Annotated in this window: 23 protein-coding genes; 11 read left to right on the top strand and 12 right to left on the bottom strand. The window is 70.7% G+C overall.

Going from position 1 to position 23733, the window contains the following annotated elements:
* The first annotated feature begins 202 nt into the window (after positions 1-202).
* Positions 203-1507, top strand: coding sequence for a DUF6986 family protein (locus IEZ21_RS17105; protein ID WP_189322747.1), 1305 nt, complete (start codon positions 203-205; stop codon positions 1505-1507).
* A 119-nt stretch (positions 1508-1626) separates the two neighbouring features.
* Positions 1627-3318 (top strand): serine/threonine-protein kinase, encoded by a 1692-nt coding sequence (locus IEZ21_RS17110; RefSeq protein ID WP_189322748.1) that lies wholly within the window; start codon positions 1627-1629, stop codon positions 3316-3318.
* Here IEZ21_RS17110 and IEZ21_RS17115 read toward each other — a convergent pair.
* Both IEZ21_RS17115 and IEZ21_RS17120 read right to left on the bottom strand, forming a co-directional pair.
* A complete protein-coding gene (locus tag IEZ21_RS17115) occupies positions 3264-4067 on the bottom strand; it encodes a hypothetical protein (RefSeq protein WP_189322749.1) in 804 nt (267 codons plus the stop codon). The two genes, IEZ21_RS17110 and IEZ21_RS17115, sit on opposite strands and share 55 nt — an antisense overlap.
* Before the next feature lie 3 nt (positions 4068-4070).
* A complete protein-coding gene (locus IEZ21_RS17120; RefSeq protein WP_246567822.1) occupies positions 4071-5135 on the bottom strand; it encodes a LacI family DNA-binding transcriptional regulator in 1065 nt (354 codons plus the stop codon).
* A 287-nt stretch (positions 5136-5422) separates the two neighbouring features.
* Here IEZ21_RS17120 and IEZ21_RS17125 point away from each other — a divergent pair, with 287 nt between their 5' ends.
* From IEZ21_RS17125 to IEZ21_RS17135, 3 genes are all read left to right on the top strand, one after another.
* The gene (locus tag IEZ21_RS17125; RefSeq protein WP_189322750.1) at positions 5423-6385 is read left to right on the top strand and encodes an ROK family protein; all 963 of its coding nucleotides are present in this window, start codon (positions 5423-5425) and stop codon (positions 6383-6385) included.
* A gap of 36 nt (positions 6386-6421) precedes the next feature.
* Positions 6422-6622: a hypothetical protein gene (locus tag IEZ21_RS17130; protein ID WP_033318633.1), complete on the top strand. Its 201-nt coding sequence runs from the start codon at positions 6422-6424 to the stop codon at positions 6620-6622.
* Between the two features lie 232 nt (positions 6623-6854).
* Positions 6855-7898 (top strand): NUDIX hydrolase, encoded by a 1044-nt coding sequence (locus tag IEZ21_RS17135; RefSeq protein ID WP_189322751.1) that lies wholly within the window; start codon positions 6855-6857, stop codon positions 7896-7898.
* Positions 7899-7925: 27 nt separating this feature from the next.
* On the opposite strand, the gene IEZ21_RS17140 is transcribed toward IEZ21_RS17135, so the two are convergent.
* The gene (locus tag IEZ21_RS17140) at positions 7926-9281 is read right to left on the bottom strand and encodes a dipeptidase (RefSeq protein ID WP_189322752.1); all 1356 of its coding nucleotides are present in this window, start codon (positions 9279-9281) and stop codon (positions 7926-7928) included.
* Between the two features lie 201 nt (positions 9282-9482).
* Between IEZ21_RS17140 and IEZ21_RS17145 the strand changes: the two genes are divergently transcribed.
* Entirely contained in the window at positions 9483-10685 is a 1203-nt protein-coding gene (locus IEZ21_RS17145) for a geranylgeranyl reductase family protein (RefSeq protein ID WP_189322753.1), read from the top strand.
* 17 nt (positions 10686-10702) lie between these two features.
* Here IEZ21_RS17145 and IEZ21_RS17150 read toward each other — a convergent pair whose 3' ends face one another.
* Complete coding sequence (locus IEZ21_RS17150; protein WP_189322754.1) at positions 10703-11152, bottom strand: nitroreductase family deazaflavin-dependent oxidoreductase; 450 nt, start codon at positions 11150-11152, stop codon at positions 10703-10705.
* A 215-nt stretch (positions 11153-11367) separates the two neighbouring features.
* Here IEZ21_RS17150 and IEZ21_RS17155 point away from each other — a divergent pair, with 215 nt between their 5' ends.
* The 3 genes from IEZ21_RS17155 to IEZ21_RS17165 all read left to right on the top strand — a co-directional run bounded on the left by IEZ21_RS17155 (position 11368) and on the right by IEZ21_RS17165 (position 14218).
* Positions 11368-12102, top strand: a complete 735-nt coding sequence (locus IEZ21_RS17155) for a TetR/AcrR family transcriptional regulator (protein ID WP_189322755.1) — start codon at positions 11368-11370, stop codon at positions 12100-12102.
* A gap of 113 nt (positions 12103-12215) precedes the next feature.
* Positions 12216-13556: a sensor histidine kinase gene (locus IEZ21_RS17160; protein ID WP_189322756.1), complete on the top strand. Its 1341-nt coding sequence runs from the start codon at positions 12216-12218 to the stop codon at positions 13554-13556.
* Positions 13553-14218 carry a response regulator transcription factor gene (locus IEZ21_RS17165; RefSeq protein WP_189322757.1) on the top strand — a complete coding sequence of 222 codons (666 nt, stop codon included), beginning with the start codon at positions 13553-13555 and terminating at the stop codon, positions 14216-14218. Before IEZ21_RS17160 ends, IEZ21_RS17165 begins: the two co-directional genes overlap by 4 nt.
* On the opposite strand, the gene IEZ21_RS17170 is transcribed toward IEZ21_RS17165, so the two are convergent.
* The gene (locus tag IEZ21_RS17170) at positions 14179-14463 is read right to left on the bottom strand and encodes a DUF6332 family protein (protein WP_189322758.1); all 285 of its coding nucleotides are present in this window, start codon (positions 14461-14463) and stop codon (positions 14179-14181) included. The two genes, IEZ21_RS17165 and IEZ21_RS17170, sit on opposite strands and share 40 nt — an antisense overlap.
* An 84-nt stretch (positions 14464-14547) precedes the next feature.
* Entirely contained in the window at positions 14548-16032 is a 1485-nt protein-coding gene (locus IEZ21_RS17175; RefSeq protein WP_189322759.1) for an MFS transporter, read from the bottom strand.
* A gap of 87 nt (positions 16033-16119) precedes the next feature.
* Here IEZ21_RS17175 and IEZ21_RS17180 point away from each other — a divergent pair, with 87 nt between their 5' ends.
* The gene (locus IEZ21_RS17180) at positions 16120-16527 is read left to right on the top strand and encodes a MarR family winged helix-turn-helix transcriptional regulator (protein WP_189322760.1); all 408 of its coding nucleotides are present in this window, start codon (positions 16120-16122) and stop codon (positions 16525-16527) included.
* Positions 16528-16579: 52 nt separating this feature from the next.
* Here IEZ21_RS17180 and IEZ21_RS17185 read toward each other — a convergent pair whose 3' ends face one another.
* Entirely contained in the window at positions 16580-17311 is a 732-nt protein-coding gene (locus IEZ21_RS17185; protein ID WP_189322761.1) for a maleylpyruvate isomerase family mycothiol-dependent enzyme, read from the bottom strand.
* A 163-nt stretch (positions 17312-17474) separates the two neighbouring features.
* On the opposite strand from IEZ21_RS17185, the gene IEZ21_RS17190 reads away from it, so the two are divergent.
* Positions 17475-18701 (top strand): cytochrome P450, encoded by a 1227-nt coding sequence (locus tag IEZ21_RS17190; protein ID WP_189322762.1) that lies wholly within the window; start codon positions 17475-17477, stop codon positions 18699-18701.
* Between the two features lie 21 nt (positions 18702-18722).
* Here IEZ21_RS17190 and IEZ21_RS17195 read toward each other — a convergent pair whose 3' ends face one another.
* The 5 genes from IEZ21_RS17195 to IEZ21_RS17215 form a co-directional block, all read right to left on the bottom strand.
* A complete protein-coding gene (locus IEZ21_RS17195) occupies positions 18723-20006 on the bottom strand; it encodes a cytochrome P450 (RefSeq protein WP_189322763.1) in 1284 nt (427 codons plus the stop codon).
* Positions 20003-20635: a GTP-binding protein gene (locus IEZ21_RS17200; RefSeq protein ID WP_189322764.1), complete on the bottom strand. Its 633-nt coding sequence runs from the start codon at positions 20633-20635 to the stop codon at positions 20003-20005. Before IEZ21_RS17200 ends, IEZ21_RS17195 begins: the two co-directional genes overlap by 4 nt.
* Positions 20616-20972: a DUF742 domain-containing protein gene (locus IEZ21_RS17205; RefSeq protein ID WP_033318731.1), complete on the bottom strand. Its 357-nt coding sequence runs from the start codon at positions 20970-20972 to the stop codon at positions 20616-20618. Before IEZ21_RS17205 ends, IEZ21_RS17200 begins: the two co-directional genes overlap by 20 nt.
* Before the next feature lie 4 nt (positions 20973-20976).
* Positions 20977-21387, bottom strand: coding sequence for a roadblock/LC7 domain-containing protein (locus IEZ21_RS17210; RefSeq protein ID WP_033318618.1), 411 nt, complete (start codon positions 21385-21387; stop codon positions 20977-20979).
* Positions 21388-21505: 118 nt separating this feature from the next.
* Positions 21506-23215: a sensor histidine kinase gene (locus tag IEZ21_RS17215; RefSeq protein ID WP_246567824.1), complete on the bottom strand. Its 1710-nt coding sequence runs from the start codon at positions 23213-23215 to the stop codon at positions 21506-21508.
* Between the last annotated feature and the right edge of the window lie 518 nt (positions 23216-23733).

Below are 23733 nucleotides of genomic sequence, written 5' to 3' on the forward strand. Positions count from 1 at the left end.
CTTCGGTGGCGGATGCCGGGCGAGTCGTGCGCATCGCAGTGTCGGAGTTGGGCGTGAACATGTCGAGATCCCGCGGTGACTACGGAGGGAAGTCCCGGGTGGGTCTGGGCGGAGGAGGGTGTTGACCAGCGGGAAGGTCCGCGGATAACTTCGCTCTACGGATTGTTGATTCCGGCCAGCGGAAACTGGAGAGGGTGTCGGGATGGGCCAGGGCGCGCAGGAGAAGGTGACGACGAGCCTCGCGGGCGCCGTCAGCGAGGAGATCAGCGCCTCCCTCGCTCCGGTCGATGCCGAACTGGAGCGCCGTTACCCCGGAGATCCGGGCACCCGCCAGCCCGTCCACACCGTCTACGTCCCCGGGGACGTGTTCGCCGCCGACACCATCCGCTCCTGGGGCGACCAGGCCCTCGCTGCCCTCGACGAACACGCCCCGGACGCCGCCTCGTTCGCCGCCGTCCTCGGCCTCGCCGACGAGCTGGCCGAGCCCGTCCACGCCCGCGTACGGGCCAAGCTGGAGCACGAGCCCATCGAGGATCTGCGCGTCGACTTCGAGGACGGTTACGGCCCGCGCCCCGACGCCGAGGAGGACGAAGCCGCCGCCCGTGCCGCGCGGCTGGTCTCGGAAGCGTACGAGAAGGGCACGGCCGCCCCGTACATGGGCATCCGTATGAAGTGCATGGAGGCGCCGGTACGCGACCGGGGCATCCGGACGCTCGACATCTTCCTGACCGGGCTGATGGAGGCCGGCGGACTGCCCGAAGGTCTGGTGCTCACGCTGCCGAAGGTGACGTACGCCGAGCAGGTCACCGCGATGGTGCGGCTGCTGGAGGAGTTCGAGAAGGCGCATCACCTCGAACCGGGGCGGATCGGGTTCGAGATCCAGATCGAGACCAGCCAGGCCATCCTCGCCACTGACGGCACCGCGACCGTCGCGCGGATGATCCAGGCCGCCGAGGGCCGTGCCACCGGGTTGCATTACGGCACCTTCGACTACAGCGCCTGCCTCGGCGTCAGCGCCGCCCACCAGGCGAGTGATCATCCGGCAGCCGACCACGCGAAGGCGATCATGCAGGTCGCGGCGGCGGGTACCGGCGTACGGGTCTCGGACGGCTCCACCAACGTCCTTCCTGTGGGCCCGACTTCGAAGGTCCACGACGCCTGGCGGCTGCACTACGGCCTCACCCGCCGGGCTCTGGCCCGCGCCTACTACCAGGGCTGGGACATGCACCCGCGCCACATCCCGACCCGGTACGCCGCCGTGTTCGCCTTCTATCGCGAGGGCTTCGAGCAGGCCGCGTCGCGCCTCACCCGCTACGTCAACCGCGCGGGCGGCGACGTGATGGACGAACCCGCGACCGCCAAGGCGCTCAGCGGCTACCTGCTGCGGGGCCTGGACTGCGGTGCCCTGGACATCGCGGAGGTGGCGCGTGTGACGGGTCTGACCCGTGTGGACCTGGAGGGTTACGCGGCGCCGAGGCGGGGCGATCTGACGGTTTCCGCCAAGTGACCGAGAACGTCCTCGTCAAGTAGCGGGCCTGTCACAGGAGTTGCCACTGGCGCGCGCTGTCACCCCTGGCACCTAGGCTGTACGGGAGTTGATGGGTGTGTCACAGGAACGGGGCAGCGGTGTCTTCGGGGGAGAACGAACACACGGACGGGATCGGCCGACTCCTCGCCGGGCGCTATCGGGTCGTGGCCCAGCTTGGACGCGGCGGTATGGGCATTGTCTGGCGGGCCCATGACGAGGTGCTGGGCCGAGAGGTCGCGGTCAAGGAACTGCGGACGTACACCGACGCCGCAGCGCCCGAACTGGCCGACCTGGGGCGCAGGATGCAGCGCGAGGCGCGCGCGGCGGCCCGCGTGCGCCACCCCGGAGTCATCGCCGTGCACGACGTGGCCGAGGTCGACGGGCGTCCGCTGATCGTCATGGAGCTGGTCGACGGGCCCTCCCTGGACGATGTCCTGCGTGAGCAGGGCCCCCGTGAACCGCGCGAGGCCGCCGAGATCGGCGCGAAGGTCATGGACGCGCTGGCCGCGGCCCACCAGGCCGGAGTCCTGCACCGCGACGTGAAGCCCGGCAACATCCTGCTCGACCGTTCCGGCCGCGTGGTCCTCACCGACTTCGGCATCGCGACGATGGAGGACCCCGGCGACGGCTCCACCACGCATCTCACCCGAAGCGGTGAACTGGTCGGCTCCCTGGACTACTTGGCGCCCGAGCGCGCCCAGGGCCACGACTTCGGGCCCGCCTCCGACGTGTGGGCCCTGGGCGCCACGCTGTACGCGGCCGTCGAGGGCACCTCGCCGTTCCGCCGTACGTCGACCTGGTCCACGCTCACCGCGATCGTGGCCGAACCGCTGCCGGAGCCACGGGCCTCCGGGCCGCTGGGCCCCGTACTGCAGGAGCTGATGCAGAAGCAGCCGCAGGACCGGCCGGACGCCGACCGGGCACGCGAGCTGCTGGAAGCCGTGGCGCAGATCCCTGACCAGGACGCCGCGACCACCAACCTGCGCGGATCCGCACCGAAGCAACGCGAGGCCACCGAGCGGAGTGTCCCGGCGGTACCGCCCGGCTTCGGGGCTCCGGGCTCGGCCGGGCCGGGCCCCGGAGCGCCACAGCCTCAGGACGGGGCCACCGCCTCCGACGGCGGCCCCCGGCGTCGTAAGGCCCGAGTCCTTCTCGCCGCCGCTGCCGTCGCCGTCGTCCTGGCCGCGACCGGCGTCTCCGTGGCCCTGCTGACCGACTCCGACGACTCCAAGACGGCCGGGCGGCCTTCGGCCTCCCGGGAAGCCGGCGACTCCCCGTCCTCGGCAGGCCCCAGTCGTGGCACGGTGGACGCGTCGGACGACCCTGAGTCCGACCCCACCCAGCAGGGCGACCAGCAGTCCTCGCCCGCGCCCGGGAAGCCGGAGCGCCCGGAGGCCGCCGAGCCGACGAAGAAGGCCCCCGCCCCCTCGCCGGGCCCCACCGAGGGCGGCGGTGCCACAGGCGGCGGCAACTCGGGCGGCACGAGCGGCGGCGGCTCCAGCCCCGCTCCCGTCTGCAGTCCCATCGGCGGCGGCAAGTACAACTGCGAGGTCTGGCGCGCCGCCGCGTCCTACACCGCGGACGGAGCCGAGGTCGGCATCCTCAAGGCGGGCACCAACTACTTCTACTGCCAGCAGAACCTGGGCCGCCGCGAGACCTATGACGAGTGGACGAACATCTGGTGGGCGAAGACGGACGACGACAGCGGCAACAAGAACGTCTTCATCAGCGACGTCTACATCGAAGGTGGCGACAACGACGCACCGGTGCCGGGATTGCCGGAATGCTGAGCGCGTACGTACTTCTCCAGGCCGGAAGCCGTCGTCCACCCCTCCTCGGCGAACAGCCGGGTGCCGCGCATGCACAGGGCCTGGTCGCCGCGCGCGCGGACGCAGAACTCCTCGGGTGTGGAGCCGAACAGTTCCCTCAACCGCGGTGACTCGGCGAGGAGTTCGGTGAGCAGCGCATGCTCGCCGAGGTGCCTGCGCGGGGTCCCGGAGCCGTTGTGGAGGACGCCACGGCGGTTGACGTAGAGATGGGCGCCGTCGAGCAGCTCGCCCGACTCCAGCTCGATGGGAACGTCGGCAGATGGCAGCAGCACACGGTCGTACGCACCCGATGGCGCGGTGACTCCCTCGCTCCTGTCGATCGCGTCGAGCTGCGCCGGGTTCAGCCAGGTGAGGAACAACTCCCGGGTGAGTCCGGGAGCGCGGAAGGGCGAGGCGGACACGTAACCGAGCCCGGTGATATGCGCGGAGACACCGATCTCGATGCCCGTGACCTTCGCCTTCACCAGGGGGATGGGTGCGGTGACCCCGTACTCCCGCATCTTGTGCCGGAGTTGGGCGGGGCAGGCGTTGGAGCCGACCGCGAGGACCGGGACGCGGTCCTCGAAGGTGAGGCGGGTCAGCGGCAACAACCGGTCGCCGTCCAGGAGTCCGGACTCCTCGGGCCAGGCGCCCGGATAGGTCAGGGGGTGGTCGCGCGGGGCCTCGGCGAGGCCGAGTGCCGTGAGGGTGCGGTGATCCGGATACGTCATCGGTCAGCTCGCCGGCGGCAGTTCGCCCGAGCCGCGGGTGATCAGTCTGGTCGGGAGTTCGATGCGCTCCGGGAGGGCGAGTGTGCCGTCGAGCCGGCGGAAAAGACGGTCGGCGGCGGTGCGGCCGAGCTGGGCGGCGTCCTGGGCGACGACGGTGACGCCGGGCTGGAGGAGATCGGCGAGTTCGATGTCGTCGAAACCGACGAGGGCGACAGGCCGGGAGCGTTCGGCGAGGACGCGGACGACGGTGACCGTGACGCGGTTGTTGCCCGTGAAGATCGCGGTGACGGGAGAGGGCCCCGACAGCATGGCCTCGGCGGCCCGGCGGACCCGCTGCGGATCGGTGACGCCCAGGGAGGTCCAGGCCTCCTCGACCGGGACGCCCGCGGCCTCCATGGCGGTGCGATAGCCGCGCAGCCGCTCGGCGGCGGTGTGGATGCGGGGCATGTCGCCGATGAAGCCGATTCGGCGATGCCCGTGGGCGATGAGATGGGCGACGCCGTCGCGCGCACCGCCGAAGTTGTCGGACAGGACGACGTCCGCGTCGATCTGACCGGCGGGGCGGTCCACGAAGACCGTGGCGACGCCCGCCTTTATCTCCGGTTCCAGATAGCGGTGGTCGTCACCGGCCGGGATGACGACGAGCCCGTCCACGCGGCGCGCGCACAGCGCCAGGACCAGTTCCTGCTCGCGGTCCGGGTCCTCGGCGCTGGAGCCGTTGATCAGCAGGGCGCCGTGCGCGCGGGCCACTTCCTCGACCGCGCGGCTGAGTGGGCCGTAGAAGGGGTCGGAAAGATCCTCCAGGACCAGGCCGATGCTCGCGGTGCGCCCCTTGCGGAGCACCCGCGCGCTGTCGTTGCGGCGGAAGCCCAGTGCGTCGATCGCCTCCTGCACCCGGCGCTCGGTGTCCGGGGTGACCCCCGGCTCACCGTTGACTACGCGCGACACCGTCTTGAGGCCGACTCCGGCACGTGCCGCGACGTCTTTCATGGTCGGACGATTGCCATAGCGGTTGTCGGGTCGGCGGGCGGTCTCGGCCACGATGCGCTGTCCTGTCCTGTTGTCCACGGGATGCGTTGGTCCTGATGTGCTCAATACATGCTCAACACGTGCTCATTGCGGATGTGGCGTCGAGCATAGGGCCTGGACAACGTTGTCAGATGCGGGAGACACTATCCCCCGCAATCTCCGGCCTGCCCTGCTACGGGACCAGTCGTGCTGCCTGACTTCAAGGCCAGTCCTGCTGCCTGTTTCGTCCGGCCGGTGGGCCGGGGGGCATCCCTGGTAAGACTGCGGGGGCGCCGCCGCCGCGGGCCGCCGCAGGAAAGACACCGCACCGGGAGACTCAGACACAGATGCACACCGACCTCGTGGCCGCGCTCGACATCGGCGGCACCAAGATCGCCGGAGCGCTGGTGGACGGCCATGGCCGGATCCTCCTGCACACGCAGCGCGCCACGCCCGCGCAGGAGGACGGCGACACCATCATGCGAGCCGTCGAGGCCGTGCTCGGCGAGCTGACCGGCTCGCCGCTGTGGAGCCGCGCCACCGCCCTCGGCATCGGCAGCGCGGGCCCGGTGGACGCCTCGACGGGCACGGTGAGCCCCGTGAACATCCCGGGCTGGCGCGACTACCCGCTGGTCGAGCGGGTCAGCGCCGCCACCGAAGGGCTTCCCGTGGAGCTGATCGGCGACGGCGTGGCGATCACGGCCGCCGAACACTGGCAGGGCGCGGCCCGCGGGCACGACAACGCGCTGTGCATGGTCGTCTCCACGGGCGTCGGCGGCGGTCTGGTCCTGGGCGGCCGGCTGCATCCGGGGCCCACGGGCAACGCCGGCCACATCGGTCACATCAGCGTGGACCTCGACGGCGACCTCTGCCCGTGCGGGTCCCGCGGCTGCGTCGAGCGCATCGCCAGCGGGCCGAACATCGCCCGCCGCGCCATCGAGGGCGGCTGGCAGCCCGGCCCCGACGGCGACACCTCGGCCGCCGCGGTGGCCGCCGCCGCCCGCGCGGGCGACTCCGTCGCTCTGGCGTCCTTCGAGCGCGCCGCCCAGGCCCTGGCCGCAGGCATCGCCGCGACGGCGACCCTGGTGGAGATCGACATCGCGGTGATCGGCGGGGGAGTGGGCAAGGCGGGCGACCTCCTGTTCACGCCCCTGCGCGCCGCCCTGCGCGACTACGCGACGCTGTCGTTCGTCCAGCGACTCACCGTGGCGCCCGCCCAGATGGGGACGGACGCGGGGCTGGTCGGCGCGGCGGCGGCAGCGCTCAGCAGGCAGTCGAGCGCGACGACGGCGGCGGGGGTGGGAGGCTGACCGTGACTCATGCCGGGTTTCGCAGTTGAGTCGGGCATGAAGAAGCGAAGCATGCTCGCCGTCGCGTCCCTCGCCGCCGGATTCGTCGTGGCTGCGGTCACCCCGTCCCACTCACTCGAAGGCGACGCCCTCGGCAAGCTCGACGTACAGGACACGATCGGCACGCTGGACAAGACGGTCAGCGACGGCAAGGCGGCCGTCAAACCCGTGGTCGAGAACACGCAGCGGAAGGGCTGACCGAACTTCGGCCCCGCGGGGCTGTATCTCGACATCTCGACATACCCACGTCCCGACGTCCCGACAAGAAGCCCGGCCCGCCCACGGCCGGGCTTTCGCATGTGTACGACCCTTTGTCCGCCCGTGTGTCCGGCTCCTGTCTCCGGGGCGGCGGAAGGCGCCCTCATCAGGACCTGGTTTCCGTGGCAAGGTGGAGGGCAAGCCTCAGGGGGTCAACAGAAGAGGGGGAACCGTGACCGTCGTTTGGATCAACGGCGCGTTCGGTGCGGGGAAGACCACCACCGCACGGGAACTGATCGACCTGATCCCGAACAGCACACTCTTCGACCCCGAGCTCGTCGGAGCCGGGCTGACGCATCTGCTGCCGCCCAAGCACCTCGCCGAGGTCGGCGACTTCCAGGACCTGCCGATCTGGCGTCGGCTCGTGGTCGACACCGCGGCCGCGCTGCTCGCCGAACTCGGCGGCGTCCTGGTGATTCCCATGACCCTGCTCCGCCAGGACTACCGCGACGAGATCTTCGGCGGGCTCGCCTCCCGCAGGATTCCGGTACGGCATGTGCTCCTCGCCCCGGCGGAAACGATCCTGCGGGAACGAATAGCCGGCCGGGAGGTGCCACCCGACCTCCCCGACGGGGAGATACGGGTGCGCCAGTGGTCGTACGACCACATCGAGCCCTACCGCGCCGCCCTGGCCGGCTGGCTCACCGTCGACGCCCACCTCGTGGACACCAGCGCGCTCACCCCGTACGAGTCCGCGGAGCGCATCGCCGACGCCGTGCGCACCGGCGCCGTCCCCGTCTGCGACATCGTGCAGACTCCGGAGCCCACCGCGGAGACCGTCGCCGCGGGGGTGCTCCTCTTCGACGAGCAGAATCGCGTACTCCTCGTCGACCCCACGTACAAGGCCGGCTGGGAGTTCCCCGGCGGTGTCGTCGAACGGGGCGAGGCCCCCGCGCGCGCCGGCATCCGCGAGGTCGCCGAGGAGACCGGCATCCAACTCGACGACGTACCACGCCTGTTGGTCGTCGACTGGGAACCGCCCGCGCCGCCCGGCTACGGCGGACTGCGCCTCCTCTTCGACGGCGGACGGCTCGACGGCGCCGAGGCCCGGCGGATGCTGCTGCCGGGCCCCGAACTGCGCGGCTGGCGCTTCGCCAGCGAGGAGGAGGCCGCCACCCTGCTGCCGCCGGTCCGCTACGAGCGCCTGCGCTGGGCGTTGCGCGCACGGGAACAGGGGGCGGCGCTCTATCTGGAGGCCGGCGTGCCCGTGGGATAGGCCCTCAGTCAGAGCCCGCGAACTCGCTCAGCCCGCCGCGTAGTTGCGCAGGAAAAGCGCCTCGGCGACCGAAAGGCGTTCCAACTCCTCAGGAGACACGCTCTCGTTCACCGCGTGAATCTGCGCCTCCGGCTCGCTCAGGCCGATCAGGAGGATCTCCGCGCGCGGGTAGAGGGACGCGAGGGTGTTGCACAGCGGGATGGAGCCACCCTGCCCGGCGTACTGCATCTCCTCCCCGTCGTACGCGACGCGCATCGCCTCGGCCATCGCCGCGTACGCCGGGCTGGAGGTGTCGGCGCGGAACGGCTGGCCCTGGCCGCTGAGCTCGGTGCTCACCCGTGCGCCCCACGGCGTGTGCGCCTCGAGGTGGGCCTGGAGCAGCTTGGTCGCCTCGGTCGCGTCCACGCCCGGCGGCACCCGCAGGCTGACCAGGGCGCGGGCGCTCGCCTGCACGGACGGGGTGGCGCCGATCACCGGCGGGCAGTCGATGCCGAGCACGGTCACGGCAGGACGCGCCCAGATACGGTCGGCGACCGTGCCGGAGCCGATCAGCTCCACACCGTCGAGCACCTTGGCGTCCTCGCGGAACTGGCCTTCCTCGTACTGCAGTCCGGCCCAGCGCGCTTCGCCCGTCAGCCCGTCGACCGTCGTCGAACCGTCCTCGGCGCGCAGCGAGTCCAGTACCCGGATCAGCGCGGCCAGCGCGTCGGGTGCCGCGCCACCGAACTGCCCCGAGTGCAGATTGCCGCCGAGGGTGTCGATCCGGACGCGTACGGCGGTCATGCCGCGCAGCGCCGTGGTGACCGTCGGCACGCCGACCCGGAAGTTGCCGGAGTCACCGATGACGATCGTGTCGGCGGTGAGGAGATCCGGGTGTTCCTCGGCGTACCGCTCCAGACCGCCCGTGCCCTGTTCCTCCGAACCCTCCGCGATCACCTTGACGTTGACCGGGACACCGCCGTTCGCCTTGAGTGCGCGCAGGGCGAGAAGGTGCATGATGACGCCGCCCTTGCAGTCGGCGGCGCCCCGCCCGTACCAGCGGCCGTCGCGCTCCGTCAGCTCGAACGGCGGTGTCACCCACCCCGTTTCGTCGAGCGGCGGCTGCACGTCGTAGTGCGCGTACAGCAGCACGGTCTTCGCGCCCTCGGGGCCGGGCAGGAAGCCGTACACCGACTGTGTGCCGTCCGGGGTGTCGAGCAGTGCCACGTCCTGGAAGCCCTCGGTGCGCAGCGCCTGGGCCACCCAGTTCGCGGCGCCCTCGCTCTCGCTGCGGGGGAACTGGCCGAAGTCCGCCACCGACTTGAAGGCCACCAGCTCGGTGAGCTCCGCCTTCGCCCTGGGCATCAGCGAGGCAACGGTCTCGGCGACCGGGTTCGACGACATGGGCACGCTCCTCATAGGTGCGACGTTGTACGGATGGGTACGTGTGGGATGCACGCGCGTACGGGTGCGCGTCGCGCATACGCTGCCGATACTCCCACAGCGGTCTTCGGCTGGGGGGTGATCCAAACGGCACCCCCTGGGCCCGCCGTAGGATGCGGGGGGCAGGAGCGGCAGGCGGCTGGATCGGAGCGGCAGACCATCGTGAGCAGCGAGAACTCTTCGGGCGACGCACAGCGGGTATGGGACGTCGTCGTGGTCGGTGCGGGGCCCGCGGGTGCCTCGGCGGCTTATGCGGCAGCGGTCGCGGGGCGCCGTGTCCTGGTGCTGGAGAAGGCGGAGTTGCCCCGCTACAAGACATGCGGCGGCGGCATCATCGGTCCCTCGCGCGACGCTCTGCCGCCGGGCTTCGAGTTGCCGCTGCGGGACCGGGTGCACGCGGTCACGTTCTCGCTGGACGGCAGGTTCACCCGCACCCGCCGCTCCAGGCAGATGCTCTTCGGGCTCGTCAACCGGTCCGAGTTCGACCAGCGGCTCGTCGAGCACGCGCAGAAGGCGGGTGCCGAACTGCGCACCGGTGTCACGGTCACGCGCGTGGAACAGCACGGCTCCGCCGTACCGGACCGGCGCACCGTGGCCGTCGTACTGCAGGACGGCGAGACCGTGTTGGCGCGCGCCGTGGTCGGCGCGGACGGCAGCGCCAGCCGGATAGGGGCCCACGTTGGAGTGAAGCTCGACCAGGTCGACCTCGGCCTGGAGGCGGAGATCCCCGTCCCGGAGACCGTCGCCGAGGACTGGAAGGGGCGCGTCCTCATCGACTGGGGTCCCATGCCCGGCAGTTACGGATGGGTCTTCCCCAAGGGCGACACCCTCACCGTCGGCGTGATCTCGGCCCGCGGTGAAGGGGCCGCCACCAAGCGGTACTTGGAGGACTTCATCGCCCGGCTCGGGCTCGCCGGCTTCGAACCGAGCATCTCGTCCGGGCACCTGACGCGCTGCCGCGCCGACGACTCGCCGCTCTCGCGCGGGCGGGTGCTGGTGTGCGGGGACGCGGCGGGGCTGCTCGAGCCGTGGACCCGCGAGGGCATCTCGTTCGCGCTCCGGTCGGGGCGGCTCGCGGGGGAGTGGGCGGTACGGATCGCCGAGGCGAACGACGCCGTGGACACCCGACGCCAAGCCCTGAACTACGCCTTCGCCATCAAGGCGGGCCTGGGCGTCGAGATGAGCGTGGGAAAGAGCCTGTTCCTGGTCTTCGCACGCCGGCCCGGTATGTTCCACGCGGCGCTCACGGGTTTTCGGCCCGCCTGGAAGGCGTTCACGGGGATCACCCGCGGGAGGACCTCCCTGGGCGAGATCGTCCGTACGCATCCCCTGGCCGGGCGCGCCCTGAGCTCGCTCGACCGCTGACGCGTAGGGGGCGTGGTTCAGGCCTTGACGGTGATCCGGAAGACGGGGTGGTTGTGCGCCGCGGCGAGCAGCTCCTCGTCGCTGGACTTGGCCGTGACGTCACCGAAGAAACGGCCGACCTCCCAGCCCCACTTCTTGAGGTAGGTGCGCAGGACGACGGGCTTCTCCTCGTCGGGCAGCTCCACGGCCGTGAACTCCTGTGTCTTACGGCCCACTTGGAGCTGCCCGCCGCCGGCCGCCCGCAGATTGCGCACCCACTCGGAGTGGCCGCGTGCCGAGACGAGGTACGGGCCGCCTTCGTAGGGGAGCGGGTTGACCGGCACGCGCCGCCACTCGCCGCTCTTGCGGCCGCGGACGGAGAGCTCGGCGTTGCCGACGAGGCTGAGGCCGCGGCGGGCGAGCCAGCCGATGAAGCGGTTCATGCCGGCCTCGAAGCCGCCGGGCTTGATGTAACGCTGCTGTGCCATCGCGGGACCCCCATTGGTGATGTCGGTTGCGAGAGCACTGCTCTCGCTTGAGAGCAGTGTGCACGAGATTGGTGATCCAAAGCAAGAGCAGTGCTCTCGAATGTGTGCACCGCTCTCCAGGGTGAGCGTTGTGCTGATGCGAGAGCGTCGATCCTGCTTCAGAGCACCGCTCACGTTTGTGTGCAGTGCTCCGAATTCATGGGACACTGCCTGGCATGAGTACCGCCCGAGGGGCCCGCGCCCGAGCCAGGACCGAAGTCACCGCGGCCATCAAGGACGAAGCGCGCAGACAGCTCGCGAAGGAAGGCGCCGCCAAGCTCTCGTTGCGGGCGGTGGCCCGCGAACTCGGCATGGTCTCCTCCGCGTTGTACCGCTACTTCCCCAGCCGCGACGACCTGCTGACCGCCCTCATCATCGACGCCTACGACTCGCTCGGCCAGACCGCGGAGGCCGCGCACGAGAAGGTCGCCGATGCCGGCCCGATCCGGCGCTGGGCAGTGGTGTGCGAGGCGGTGCGCGGCTGGGCGCTCGCGCATCCGCACGAGTACGCGCTGATCTACGGTTCGCCCGTGCCCGGATACGCTGCCCCCGACTCGACCGTGCCGGCGGCGTCCCGGGTCGCGCTGCTGCTCATCGAGATCGTCCGCGACGCGCACCGGGGCGTGGGCGTCGCCCTGCCACGCCTGCCCGCCGAGCTCAAGCCGGAGGCGCGGCGGTTGGGCCAGGACCTCGCGCCGGATCTGCCGCCGGAGGTGGTGATGGCCTTCGCCGCCGCCTGGGCCCAGCTGTTCGGGCTGATCGGCTTCGAGGTGTTCGGCCAGTTCAACCGCGTGGTGGAGGACCGCGAAGCCTTCTTCCGGCACGCCGTCGCCCAACTCGGCCATGGCGTGGGCCTGGTGTTCCCTCAGGACACCGGCACGGGAGGCGGCGGCAGCCGGTCGGGATCCTGAGGCAGGATCGGCGCGAGCAGCCGCGAACGGCGGAGGTGTACTTCCCCGGGAGTACGTCTGATCACCACGCTCGGCGGACGCCCGGACCAGCCGTGGCGTCTAGCGTGGCTGGCATGGAAGAGCAGCGCACACGCCTGAGCGGTGGTCCGTCCTGGGCGCGGGGCGGGGGGCCGCCGTGGCGATGGCGGCACGGGCCGCTGTGGTGGAACGAGGGCGACGACGAGGCAGTGGAGAGCCGGCCCCGCCGGCCATGGCGTTCGACACTGCTGCTCACCGTGTTCGTCCAGGTCGGCAGCAATTTCGCCGCGCAGGAGCAGGAGGGAGCCCGCGAGTCCCTCGGCCTCTTCGCCCGGGCGCTGCTGCTCGTGGGCACCCTTCTGCTCCTGTGGCGGCATCGGTATCCGGTGTTCGTGGTGTTCGGCGTCGCGGCATCGGCGCTGCTCTACTTCGGTGCCGGATATCCGTACGGCCCGATCTTCCTGACCGTTGCGCTCGCCTGCTTCAGCGCCGTCGTCGCCGGGCATCGGCGGGCGGCCTGGGCGGCGCTCGGCATGCTGTGGGTGGCCCATCTGCTGGAGGGGCACTGGCTCTACCAGTGGCTGCCGCCGAACGACGACACGGTGGGCGACTGGGGCGAGGATGTCTCGGTCGCCGCCTGGATGGTGGCCATCGCCGCGGTCTCCGAACTCGTCCGCGTACGCCGTGAACAGTGGGACCGGGACCGTACGGAACGCCGACAGGCGGCCCGGCGGCGCGCCGACGAGGAGCGGCTGCGGATCGCCCGCGAGCTGCACGACGTGCTGGCGCACAGCATCTCGGTCATCAACGTCCAGGCGGGCGTGGGCCTCGCACTGCTCGACTCCGACCCGGATCAGGCCCGTACCGCGCTCACCACCATCAAGGCGGCGAGCAAGGAGGCCCTGGGGGAGGTCCGCCAGGTGCTCGACACGCTCCGCCCGCCCGTCTCCCGCCACCACCCTTCCAACGATGCGCTGCGCGCAGCCCCCTTTGATTCCGGCGACGCGCCGCGTGCGCCGGCGCCCGGCCTCGACCGGCTGCCCGAGCTAGTCGAGCAGGCGGCGAGCGCTGGACTGACGGTCGGAGTCGAGACCCAGGGGAAGCGCAGAACCCTGCCGCCGGGTGCCGATCTCGCCGCCTTCCGCATTGTCCAGGAGGCCCTGACCAACGTCGTACGGCACTCCGGTTCGCGGCACGCGCGCGTGCTGGTCGGCTACGAGGACGACGCGCTGAAGCTCCGTATCGACGACGACGGACCGGCGACCGGCGCGGACGCAGGCGGCAGCGGCAACGGACTGGCCGGAATGCGGGAGCGGGCCGCGGCCCTGGGTGGCACGATCGAGGCCGGGCCGCGCGAGGACGGCGGTTTCCGGGTACTGGCCGTACTGCCGCTCGAGCACAAGGCCAAGCCCGCCGAGCTCAAGGAGGACCGGTGATCCGCGTACTGCTCGCCGACGACCAGTCACTGGTCCGCGCAGGCTTCAAGGCGCTCCTCGACGCACAGAAGGACATCGAGGTGGCCGGAGAGGCCGCCGACGGCGAGGAGACGCTGCGCAAGGTGCGTGAACTGCGCCCCGACGTCGTCCTGATGGACATCCGAATGCCCCTGCTCGACGGTCTCGAAGCAACCCGCCGCATTACAGGGGACGCCGACCTGCACGACGTCAAGGTGGTCATGCTCACCACCTTCGAGCTCGACGAGTACGTCTTCGAAGCCATCCGTTCCGGGGCTTCCGGCTTCCTCGTCAAGGACACCGAACCGGACGAACTGCTGCGCGCGGTCAGGGCCGTGGTCGAGGGCGACGCGCTGCTCTCGCCAGGCGTGACGCGGCGGCTGATCGCCGAGTTCGCGGCCCGGTCCAAGGAGCCGTCCGTCGCTCAGTCGCTCGCCGAGCTCACGGAGCGGGAGCGGGAGGTGATGGCCCTGGTGGGCATCGGGCTGTCCAACGACGAGATCGCCCGCCGTCTGGTCGTCAGCCCGCTCACGGCGAAGACGCACGTGAGCCGCACGATGGTGAAGCTGGGCGCGCGTGACCGGGCCCAACTGGTCGTACTGGCCTACGAGTCGGGATTGGTACGGCCGGGCTGGCTGGGCTGAGGCCCGCGCTGGAAACGGACCAGCACACTGACGACACGTACGAAGAAGAGGATGACCGCGAGCCCGCACCCGGCCATGACCAGCAGGTCTTCGGCGCCGGCAGGCAGGTCGAAGAGCAGCGCCGGACCGGACACGGCCCCGAAGACGAGGGCAGCCAGGACCGCCGCACTGCACAGCGCGTATCCGGTCTCGACGGTGATCGCGTCCCGCTCGGCCTGAGTCCGTCGTCCCCCACTGTTCTCCATGCGCCGAAGTCTCACAGCAGGACGCCCGGCGGGCAAGAACAGCCCGCCGGGCGCACGTAGTTGCGTAGAGGGATGCGGGAGGGATCAGTCGCGGACCGGTACCCGCTCCTCCTGTACGGGCTCGGACTTGGCGATCAAGACCGTCCGCCCGGGCCCCTGCGTACGCTGCTTGCGCAGACCCGTGGCCGTGATGAGCAGCCCTGCCACCGCGATCGCCGTCACCACGATCAGCCCCGTGCGGTAGCTGTCGAGGACGGCCTGCGGAGAGGCGTCGTCGGAGGCGCTCGCGGTCACGACGGCCGTCACGATCGCCAGGAAGATCGCGCCGCCCACCTGCACCGAGGTGTTGAGCAGACCCGAGACCATGCCCTGCTCGTGGTCGTCCACGCCGTTGGTGGCCTGGATGTTGAGTGAGGGGAAGACCAGTGCGCAGGCGGCGCCGATGAACAGCATCGTCGGCAGGATCACCGCCGCATACACCGGGTCGAGGTCGATGCGCAGGAACAGTACGTACCCGAGGGCCATCAGGGCGAAGCCCGCCGGGATCAGCCGCCGGGTGCCGAACCGGTCGACGACGGCTCCCATCTTCGTGGCGGACAGCGCCACCAGCGCGCCCGCGGGCAGAAAGGCGAGTGCCGTCTCCAGGGCCGACCAGCCGAGCAGCGTCTGCAGGTACAGCGTGGCCAGGAACTGGTAGCCGATGTACGAGCCGAAGAAGGTCATCGCGCCGAGCTGGGCCCGGATCTGGTTGCCGGAGCGCAGCACGCCGAGCCGGATCAGCGGGCCCGCCGAGCGCTGCTCGATCCGGACGAAGACCGTGAGCAGGACGGCGACCGCGAGGAACGAGAGCAGCGTACGGGCCGAGGTCCAGCCGACCTCCGGGGCCTGGACGACGGTGTAGACGAGCAGCAGCATCGAGGCCGTGCCGATGATGGCACCGGGAATGTCGTAGCCGTTGTGGTCCTTCTCCCGCTCGCTGCGCGGGAGCAGCTTGAGGCCGGCGATCAGGGCGATGATCGCGATGGGCGCGGGCAGCAGCATGGTCAGGCGCCAGCTTGCCTCGGTGAGTAGCCCGGACAGAACGAGGCCCATGGAGAAGCCGGTGGCGGCGCAGGTGGTGTAGATCGAGAGGGCGCGGTTGCGCAGCGGGCCCTCGGCGAAGGTCGTGGTGATGATCGACAGGCCCGCGGGTGCGGTGAACGCCGCGCTCAGGCCCTTGATGAAGCGGCTGGCGATCAGCAGCGGTCCGGAGTCGACGAGTCCGCCGAGCAGCGAGGCGAGCGCGAAGACGGCCAGGGCGACCAGGAAGACCTGGCGGCGGCCGAGCAGATCGGCGGTCCGTCCGCCGAGGAGCAACAGGCCGCCGTAGCCCAGGATGTAGCCGCTGACGACCCATTGCAGGGCCGAGGTGGAGAGGTCGAGTTCGGATCCGATGGACGGCAGGGCGACGCCGACCATCGACACGTCCAACGCGTCCAGGAACATCGCGGCGCAGAGCACCAGAAGGGTGCCCCACAGACGAGGTGTCCAGCGTTCCTGGGCCGCGGAGTTGGTGAGCGGAGAGGTCATGCACCTCACGCTACATGCGTATGCATTCAATGCAAGCGCATTTAATTCAGATGCAACAAAGCCGGTTCTTTGCTACGGTCCGGCCTCATGGCGGCTATGGAGAACGCCGAGCAGGAGCTCGTCGACCAGTGGCGCGACCTCCTCGCGGTGCATGCGCGCACCGTGTCCGAACTCGATCGGGCACTGCACCAACACGGCTTGTGCGCCAGCGACTTCGAGGTGCTCGACGTGCTGGCAGGGTGCGCCGCGTCCGACGGCGCCGGTGCGTATCGCGTTCAGGAGATCGCCGAGCGGGTCCATCTCAGCCAGAGCGCACTGTCCCGGCTGATCGGCCGGCTCGAGAAGGACGGTCTCGTGGAGCGTTGCATGTGCCCGCAGGACCGGCGGGGTGTGCGCGTCTCGCTCACGTCGAAGGGGCGCACGCTGCACGGCGACGTGCTGCCGGTGCAGCGCGTGGTGCTGGGGCGGATGCTGGCGGACGGTTCGGGCGACTGACGGGGCTGACGGGGTTCGCCGCCTGGTCCCGCCGAGCAGCCAGGACTCAGCTTCAGTTGACTGCCGACGTCTCGCGCCACAGCGTCGCGATGGAGGAGTCTCCGGTCACGCTCGGGAACGGCCGCCGGTTCCACAGCGACAGGTAGAGTTCCGCCGCTGGACCCGCCAACTCGCAGTCTGCCCCGGTCAGTTCGCCCAGCTCACTCACCGGCGGCTCGGGCGACAGTCGTACGGTCCACACCGCGTCGGTGTCCTCGGCCCGCACCCTCAGCACCCGCGGCACCTCCGTGCGCACCCGGCTCTTCTTGCGTGCGTGGAAGCCGAGGAGCAGCTCGTCGATGCCGTCGAGCGCGAAGTCGACGGCGATCGGGCTCGGGGTTCCGGCGAGCGCGGACTCCGCGTCGTACCGGTGCACCGTTGTCTCGTGCGCCTGCCGTCGGGCCCAGAACGCGAGCGGCGAGGGCGCGGGCAGGAAGCTCCAGCAGTCCACGTCGGCAGGGGCGCCCGCGAGCGTGTCGACCAGCCGACGATGGCCTTCGCGGAACCAGGTCAGCAACTCCGTACCGTCCAGATCCGGCAGGCCCTCGCCGGGGTGGTACGAGGTGCGTCCCTCGGCGACGAACGCCGTGGCCCAGCGGTGCACCATGCCCGTGTGCCGCACCAGGTCCCGCACCTGCCAGCCGGGACAGGTGGGCACCTTGGCCTCGGTCCCGGCCTCTTCGGCGGCCCTGGCCAGCAACTGGCCCTCGGCGTCCAGGATTCGAATGTGCTGCGCGGTCTCCATGCGGTGAGTCTGCCGGATGGAGTGCGGTCGAGGGGAAGGGGTCACCGACCTGGACTCCGGCTTGTGGTGGGCGGGCTCGGCCAGTAATCGGCTGTGCCACGCCCACCCATGATCCATAGCCTGGGACGGTCTGCCGGTTGACGCTTCAAGGAGCCCCCCCCACGTGACCACCGCACCGGACCTGCCCGACATCCTGTCGAACGAATTCGCCGAGGATCCCTATCCCGCCTACCGGGTCATGCGCGAGCGCGCCCCGCTGATCTGGCACGAGGCCACCCAGAGCTACATCGTGTCGCGCTACGAAGACGTCGAACGGATCTTCAAGGACCGCGACGGACAGTTCACCACCGACAACTACGTATGGCAGATCGAGCCCGTGCACGGCAGGACGATCCTGACGCTCAGCGGGCGCGAGCACGCGGTGCGACGGGCCCTGGTGGCCCCGGCCTTCCGCGGCCGTGACCTGCAGGAGAAGTTCCTGCCCGTCATCGAGGACAACGCCCGGGCACTCGTCGACGGCTTCCGTCACACGGGAAGCGCCGACCTCGTCGCGGACTTCGCGACACGCTTTCCCGTCAACGTCATCGCCGACATGCTGGGCCTGGACAAGGCCGACCACGACCGCTTCCACCGCTGGTACACATCGGTGATCGCCTTCCTCGGCAATCTCGCGGGCGATCCGGAGGTCGCCGCGGCCGGTGAGCGCACCCGCACCGAGTTCGCCGAGTACATGATCCCGATCATCCGGCACCGCCGTGACCACCTCGGCGACGACCTGCTGTCCACGCTGTGCGCCGCCGAAGTGGAAGGCGTGCGTATGAGTGACGAGGACATCAAGGCGTTCTGCAGTCTGCTGCTCGCGGCGGGCGGGGAGACCACGGACAAGGCCCTCGCGAGTATCTTCGCCAACCTGCTGGCGCATCCCGAACAGCTCCAGGCCGTGCGGGAGGACCGCTCACTGATCGAGCAGGTCTTCGCGGAGACCCTGCGGTACACCCCGCCGGTCCACATGATCATGCGGCAGACGGCCGTGGAGGTCGAGCTGAGCGGCGGCACCGTTCCGCCGGGAGCCACGGTGACCTGCCTGATCGGAGCCGCGAACCGGGACCCCGCCCGCTACCGGGAGCCGGACCGCTTCGACATCTTCCGCGACGACCTGACGACCACGACCGCCTTCTCCGCCGCGGCCGACCATCTCGCGTTCGCCCTGGGCCGCCACTTCTGCGTGGGCGCCCTGCTGGCCCGCGCCGAGGTCGAGATCGGGGTGGGCCAACTCCTCGACGCCATGCCCGACATGCGGCTCGACGATGGGTTTCGGCCAGCCGAGCAGGGCGTGTTCACACGGGGACCGCAGGCGCTGCCGGTGCGCTTCACACCGGCCGGCCTCTGACGGCGTTACCCGGGGCGGGCCTCACCGCAGTGTGGGCGTGAACTCCACCGGCAGTGAGGTCAGCCCTCGCATCCAGATGGACGGCCGCCACACGAGATCCCCCGGATCGACCGACAGGACGACGTCGGGCAGACGCTCCAGCAGCGTCTCAACGGCCGTACGCGCGATGACGTCGGCGAGCAGCGGAGCCGGATAGGGGCAGCGGTGCTCGCCGTTGGAGAAGGACAGATGGGCGCCGTTCCCCTCGGCGCCGACATGGCCCTCGGGCCAGATCTGCGGGTCGGTGTTGGCCGCCGCGAGCCCGAGGACCAGGCAGTCGCCCGCCTTGATCCGGCGCCCGCCGAGCAGGGTGTCGCGCACCGCCCAGCGGCCGATGAAGTTCTGGGTGGGCGTGTCCAGCCACAGCACCTCGGTGAGGGCCTCGCCGACGCTGACCCGGCCGCCGGAGACGTTGAGCGCGAAGCGGTCGTCGGTGAGCAGCAGCCGCAGCGTGTTGCAGATCCAGTTGGCGGTGGGCTGCTGGGCCGCCGCGACGACGGAGATCAGGTCCTGGACGATCGCGTCGTCGCTCAGCCCCTCGGGGTGGGCCAGCATGCGGGAGACGACGTCCGCGCCGGGCTCCGCGCGCTTGTCCTTCACCAGTTGCTGGATGCGTTCCTGGACGCGGACGTAGGCTGCGACCGGATCCTCGCCCTCGCCCGTGTCCAGGGAGATCCGCAAGTCCCGTACGAGGTCGTCGGTGTCCGTGCTGTGGGCCGCCATACCGCACATCTCCACCGCGGCCCGCATCGCCAGGGGGTGTGCGTACGCGCTCATCAGCTCGGTCTCGCCACTGCCCGCGAAGGCGTCGATGAGCTGGTCGGCGATCCGCCCGCAGTTGACCCCGAGTTCGAACTGGTCGACGCCCTCCAGGGCCTCGGTGATGACGCCGGCCCGCCGCTGGTGCTCGGCGCCCTCGGTGAACAGCACCGAGGGCTGGTAGCCGACGAAGGGGAGCAGCGGCCAGTCCGCGGGAATGTGCTCCCACTGGTTCCAGCGCCGCGAGTCGCGGGCGAAGAGTTCGTCGTGGGAGGTGACGAAGGAGACCTCCGGATAACCGAGGACCAGCCAGGCGGGCACGCCGCCGTCCAGCAGTACGGGCGCCACGGGGCCGTGGGAGCGGCGCAGTTCCTGGTACAGCGCGGCGGGGGTCTGCTGGTACTCCAGGCCGCTCAGCGGAACCGCGTCCGCGTGCACCGGGCAGCCCGAGGTGCTCTGCTTCGGGTCGGCGGGGCGCGGGTCGGGGCCGGTCGCGTCGTCGTTCATGGTGTCATCTCCCGGGCCATGGCCAGTTCGTAGAGGTGGTCGACAAGAGTGATCAGGACGTTCTTGCCGGACGAGCGGACCCGTGCGTCGCAGTCGATCAGCGGTATGTGCTCGGGCAGCGTGAGTGCCTGGCGGATCTCGCTCAGGGAGAAGGCGTTGGTGTCGTGCTCGAACCGGTTGACCGCGACGACGAAGGGAGTCTTGTGATGCTCCAGACGGTCGATGGCGTACCAGCAGTCGCTCATACGCCGGGTGTCCACCAGCACGACGGCGCCCAGTGTGCCCGCGAAGAGCCGGTCCCACAGGAACCAGAAGCGCTCCTGGCCCGGGGCACCGAACAGATACAGGACCGTGCGCTCGGTCAGGCTGATCCGGCCGAAGTCGAAGGCGACGGTCGTCGTGGACTTGTCGGCCAGACCCGCCGTCCGGTCGATGCCGACACCGGCCTCGGTCATGACCTCTTCGGTGTTCAGGGGCCGGATCTCGCTGACCGAGCGGACCAGAGTGGTCTTGCCGACACCGAAGCCGCCCACCACGACGATCTTGAGCCCGGTCTCAGCCGTGGCGCTGAGCGGCGTACGGGCAGGGGGCTCAGAGCTTGTGGAGGGCTCAAAGCTTACGGAGTCCATCGAGAACCTCCAGCAGGAGAGCGGATTCGGGCAGGGCGGCCACGGCCGGGGCGGACCGGGGATGGCGAGCGGTGACCTTCGCCATCGCCAGCAGGTCTCCCACCAGGATCCGGACGACCGTCACCGGAAGCCGCAGCTCGGCGGCGATCTCGACCACGGCGGTCGGGCGACGGCACAGCTCCAGGATCCGGACGTGCTCGGACTGCATGCCGCGCGCGGGCTCGCACTCGCTGACGATCAGTGAGACGAGGTCGAGATCGTCGGGGGCCTCGCTGCGGCCCCCTGTGATGGTGTACAGCCGGTCCGGGTCCCCGGTGTCGACCGGACGTCGGCTCATGGGATCAGCTCTCCTCTATCGGGGCGCGGGCCTCGGCACGCAGGTGCTCGCCGATCCGCTCCACCAGGTCGGTCATGTGGTGCCCCACCACACCCGGATCGGCGCCGTCATCCGCGACGACCGCCAGGTGCGCGCCCTCACCGGCCTCGACGATGAACAGCAGTCCGCCGTAGAACTCCGTCATCGAGTGCCGTACGCCGCCGCTGCCGTCGCCGAACTCGACCGAGGCGCCCTGTGCCAGGGCCTGCATCCCGGAGGCGATGGCCGAGAGCTGGTCCGCCTGGTCGACGCCCAACCGCTCGGTCCAGCACAGCTTCAGCCCGTCGCGGGAGAGCACGAGGGCGTGCCGGGTGCCGGGGGCGCGCTCGAGAAGGCCTTCAAGAAGCCAGGTCAGTGTGGTGTCAGTGGTCTGCATGGGTGGGTGAAGAGCTGGTGATCCGTTCAGGCCCGGCCACCGGCCCTTTCCTCCAATCTCCGGTCTGTGGCGGGTCGGGGCGCCCGGTCATGGCGTCCCGCGAGAAGAAGGGCCGGGCTCAGTCGGCGTCGTGGCCGTGCGGGTCGGTCGGCTCGGTGGACGGGGCCGGTTCGCCTGCCACCGCTGCCTGGCGTGCGCGGTGGAAGGCGCCGAAGCTCTTGCCCGCGTCACGGGAGGCGGGCCGGTCGTCCGTGGGACGTTCCGCAGGTGTACGGACGCGGTCGGCGGCTGCCATCGTGCGGCCGGGCGGGCGTACGGGCAGGCCGTTGGGGGTCACCGACCCGCTGTCGCCGCCGCCGGTCGAAGCCATCGGCTCGGGCGCCGGGAGAGGGGCCGGGTCGGCCGGCTGCGACCGGGTGCGTCCGGCGGCGGCCACAGCACGCTCGCGCGGTCGCGCCGACGGGTCGTGCAGCGGGGGCTCCGCGAGTGCCGTGCGCTGCTGGGCGAGCAGTTGGGCCGGCAGGTGTACGACGACTCCGGTGCCGCCTCGGGAGGAGGGGCGGTAACTGACGGAGATGCCGTACTTGACGGCGAGCCGTCCGACGACCGCGAGCCCCAGCCGGGTTCCCTGGAGGGAGGCGAGGTCGCTCATCGCGCCCGACACCGCCTCCTCGGCGCGTCGCAGGGCGGCGTCGGCCATCTTCAGACCGCTGTCCTCGATGGTGACGACGATGCCGGCGGAGCGTTCCTCCACATAGACGTGGACCTGGTCGATCGGCGCGGAGAAGCTGGTCGCGTTGTCCATCAGTTCGGCCAGGAGGTGCATCACGCCCTCGGCCGCGAACCCGGCCACCGCCGCGTTGCTCGAGCAGTTGAGGCTGACCCTGCGGTACGCGGCGATCCGTCCCACGGCGCCGCGCAGGATGCTCTCCATCGGGATCGGCTTGTTCCAGGACCGGCTCGCCCGCCCGCCCATGAGCAGCGCCAACCGGTCGGTGAGCAGACCGAGTTGAGAGGTGCTGTGGTCCAGGGCGAGCAGATCGCCGAGGACCGCCTCGCCGTGCCGGTCCTGCATCTCCCGCAGGTCCGCCAGGATGCCCACGGCCTGGGCCTGCACCCGGCTCAGCGCCTTCGCGCTGGCGGCCCGGGCAGCCGCGGAACGCCGCTCGCTGACCGCGAGTTCGCGTATGCCGGCCTCCACCAGATCGCGTACGACGGCGTTGGAGAACTCGGACAGCCGTAACTCCGCGCGGACCGTCTCCAGCGAGGCTCCCTCGCCCAGTCTCCGTACCGCCGTGGGCAGGGTCTGCGACCTCGCCTTCAGCAGATCGTCGGTGATGCTCGCCAGGGCCCGCACCGCCTGCTCGCGTTCGCCGTCCGCGGTGGCCGCGCGCCGCTGTGCAGTGCCCAGTGTCTCCTCCACCGCGCGCTGCACAGCCCTGAGTTGAGGCTCCGTCGGATGCCAGGCACTGGCCGGTCCCATCGCGGCGGATACGGGAGCTCTCGCAGGGTCGTCCTTCATCGCCGCGGTCAGTTCCGGGAGCACCGCGCCGGCGAGATACGCCGCCTCCGAGCGATGCCGCGCCGACTCCGCCACGGACCTGTCCACCTGAGTGGTGAGCCTGCGGTGCAGCCGTGCGGTCGCCGAGGCGAGCAGGACGAGGCAGCTCCCCGCTCCCATGACCGTGCCCGCGACCCAGGCGCGCGCGGCGTCCGGTGCGGCGAGCACGAGAGGCGTGCCGACGGCCGCGGTCACCACCAGCCCGGCGATCGGCAGAAGCCGCCATGCCGGCTTCTGCCGCGGGCGGGACGCGTCGGGATGTGCCATTCCGCGATCCTCGATGCTTGTCGGGTGTGATGTGCCTGCCGCGCACGCGTGGGACGCCAAGTCGCCCCTGTGCAACGGCGGTTGAACTGTGAAACATGCTAACCACGCGTTCTTGGCCGGAACCCGGAACTCCACATCGCCCACACATGCCAAAAACAGGTCGACGCATACTGAGCCACTGCGGCCGTACCTGTGATATGTCCCCACCGATGACACTCCGCCCACGAATCCCGCCGAACACCCCACAGCCAGGGGTGGAGCAGACGTTTTCGGCATGCCTCGATACACGCGACAATTACCCGGAATTCCCGGCGGAGGAATGCCGTTGGGCGGGATCGAATTCACGTGACGACAATCGAACTTCAGCCATTCTGGCCGACTGAGAACGAGCCGACCGGGAACGAGTCGTCGGGCGTGCGGACGTCAGCGCTCGGCCGTGTGCCGTGTCGTCACGCCGATGAGGGAGGCGCCCGCCGCCGCGCTCGGGTCGTGGGACTGTGCTGGGCCGCAGAGGTCTT

Origin of the sequence: Streptomyces flaveus, assembly GCF_014647675.1 — a bacterium.
GTDB classification, from domain to species: Bacteria; Actinomycetota; Actinomycetes; order Streptomycetales; family Streptomycetaceae; genus Streptomyces; species Streptomyces flaveus.

Excerpts from the sequence above, each read along its gene's own strand:
- IEZ21_RS17105 (WP_189322747.1), top strand. The coding sequence starts at position 203 with ATGGGCCAGGGCGCGCAGGAGAAGGTGACGACGAGCCTCGCGGGCGCC.
- IEZ21_RS17115 (WP_189322749.1), bottom strand. The coding sequence starts at position 4,067 with ATGACGTATCCGGATCACCGCACCCTCACGGCACTCGGCCTCGCCGAG.
- IEZ21_RS17125 (WP_189322750.1), top strand. The coding sequence starts at position 5,423 with ATGCACACCGACCTCGTGGCCGCGCTCGACATCGGCGGCACCAAGATC.
- IEZ21_RS17130 (WP_033318633.1), top strand. The coding sequence starts at position 6,422 with ATGAAGAAGCGAAGCATGCTCGCCGTCGCGTCCCTCGCCGCCGGATTC.
- IEZ21_RS17140 (WP_189322752.1), bottom strand. The coding sequence starts at position 9,281 with ATGTCGTCGAACCCGGTCGCCGAGACCGTTGCCTCGCTGATGCCCAGG.
- IEZ21_RS17150 (WP_189322754.1), bottom strand. The coding sequence starts at position 11,152 with ATGGCACAGCAGCGTTACATCAAGCCCGGCGGCTTCGAGGCCGGCATG.
- IEZ21_RS17155 (WP_189322755.1), top strand. The coding sequence starts at position 11,368 with ATGAGTACCGCCCGAGGGGCCCGCGCCCGAGCCAGGACCGAAGTCACC.
- IEZ21_RS17160 (WP_189322756.1), top strand. The coding sequence starts at position 12,216 with ATGGAAGAGCAGCGCACACGCCTGAGCGGTGGTCCGTCCTGGGCGCGG.
- IEZ21_RS17170 (WP_189322758.1), bottom strand. The coding sequence starts at position 14,463 with ATGGAGAACAGTGGGGGACGACGGACTCAGGCCGAGCGGGACGCGATC.
- IEZ21_RS17175 (WP_189322759.1), bottom strand. The coding sequence starts at position 16,032 with ATGACCTCTCCGCTCACCAACTCCGCGGCCCAGGAACGCTGGACACCT.
- IEZ21_RS17180 (WP_189322760.1), top strand. The coding sequence starts at position 16,120 with ATGGCGGCTATGGAGAACGCCGAGCAGGAGCTCGTCGACCAGTGGCGC.
- IEZ21_RS17185 (WP_189322761.1), bottom strand. The coding sequence starts at position 17,311 with ATGGAGACCGCGCAGCACATTCGAATCCTGGACGCCGAGGGCCAGTTG.
- IEZ21_RS17195 (WP_189322763.1), bottom strand. The coding sequence starts at position 20,006 with ATGAACGACGACGCGACCGGCCCCGACCCGCGCCCCGCCGACCCGAAG.
- IEZ21_RS17200 (WP_189322764.1), bottom strand. The coding sequence starts at position 20,635 with ATGGACTCCGTAAGCTTTGAGCCCTCCACAAGCTCTGAGCCCCCTGCC.
- IEZ21_RS17205 (WP_033318731.1), bottom strand. The coding sequence starts at position 20,972 with ATGAGCCGACGTCCGGTCGACACCGGGGACCCGGACCGGCTGTACACC.
- IEZ21_RS17210 (WP_033318618.1), bottom strand. The coding sequence starts at position 21,387 with ATGCAGACCACTGACACCACACTGACCTGGCTTCTTGAAGGCCTTCTC.
- IEZ21_RS17215 (WP_246567824.1), bottom strand. The coding sequence starts at position 23,215 with ATGGCACATCCCGACGCGTCCCGCCCGCGGCAGAAGCCGGCATGGCGG.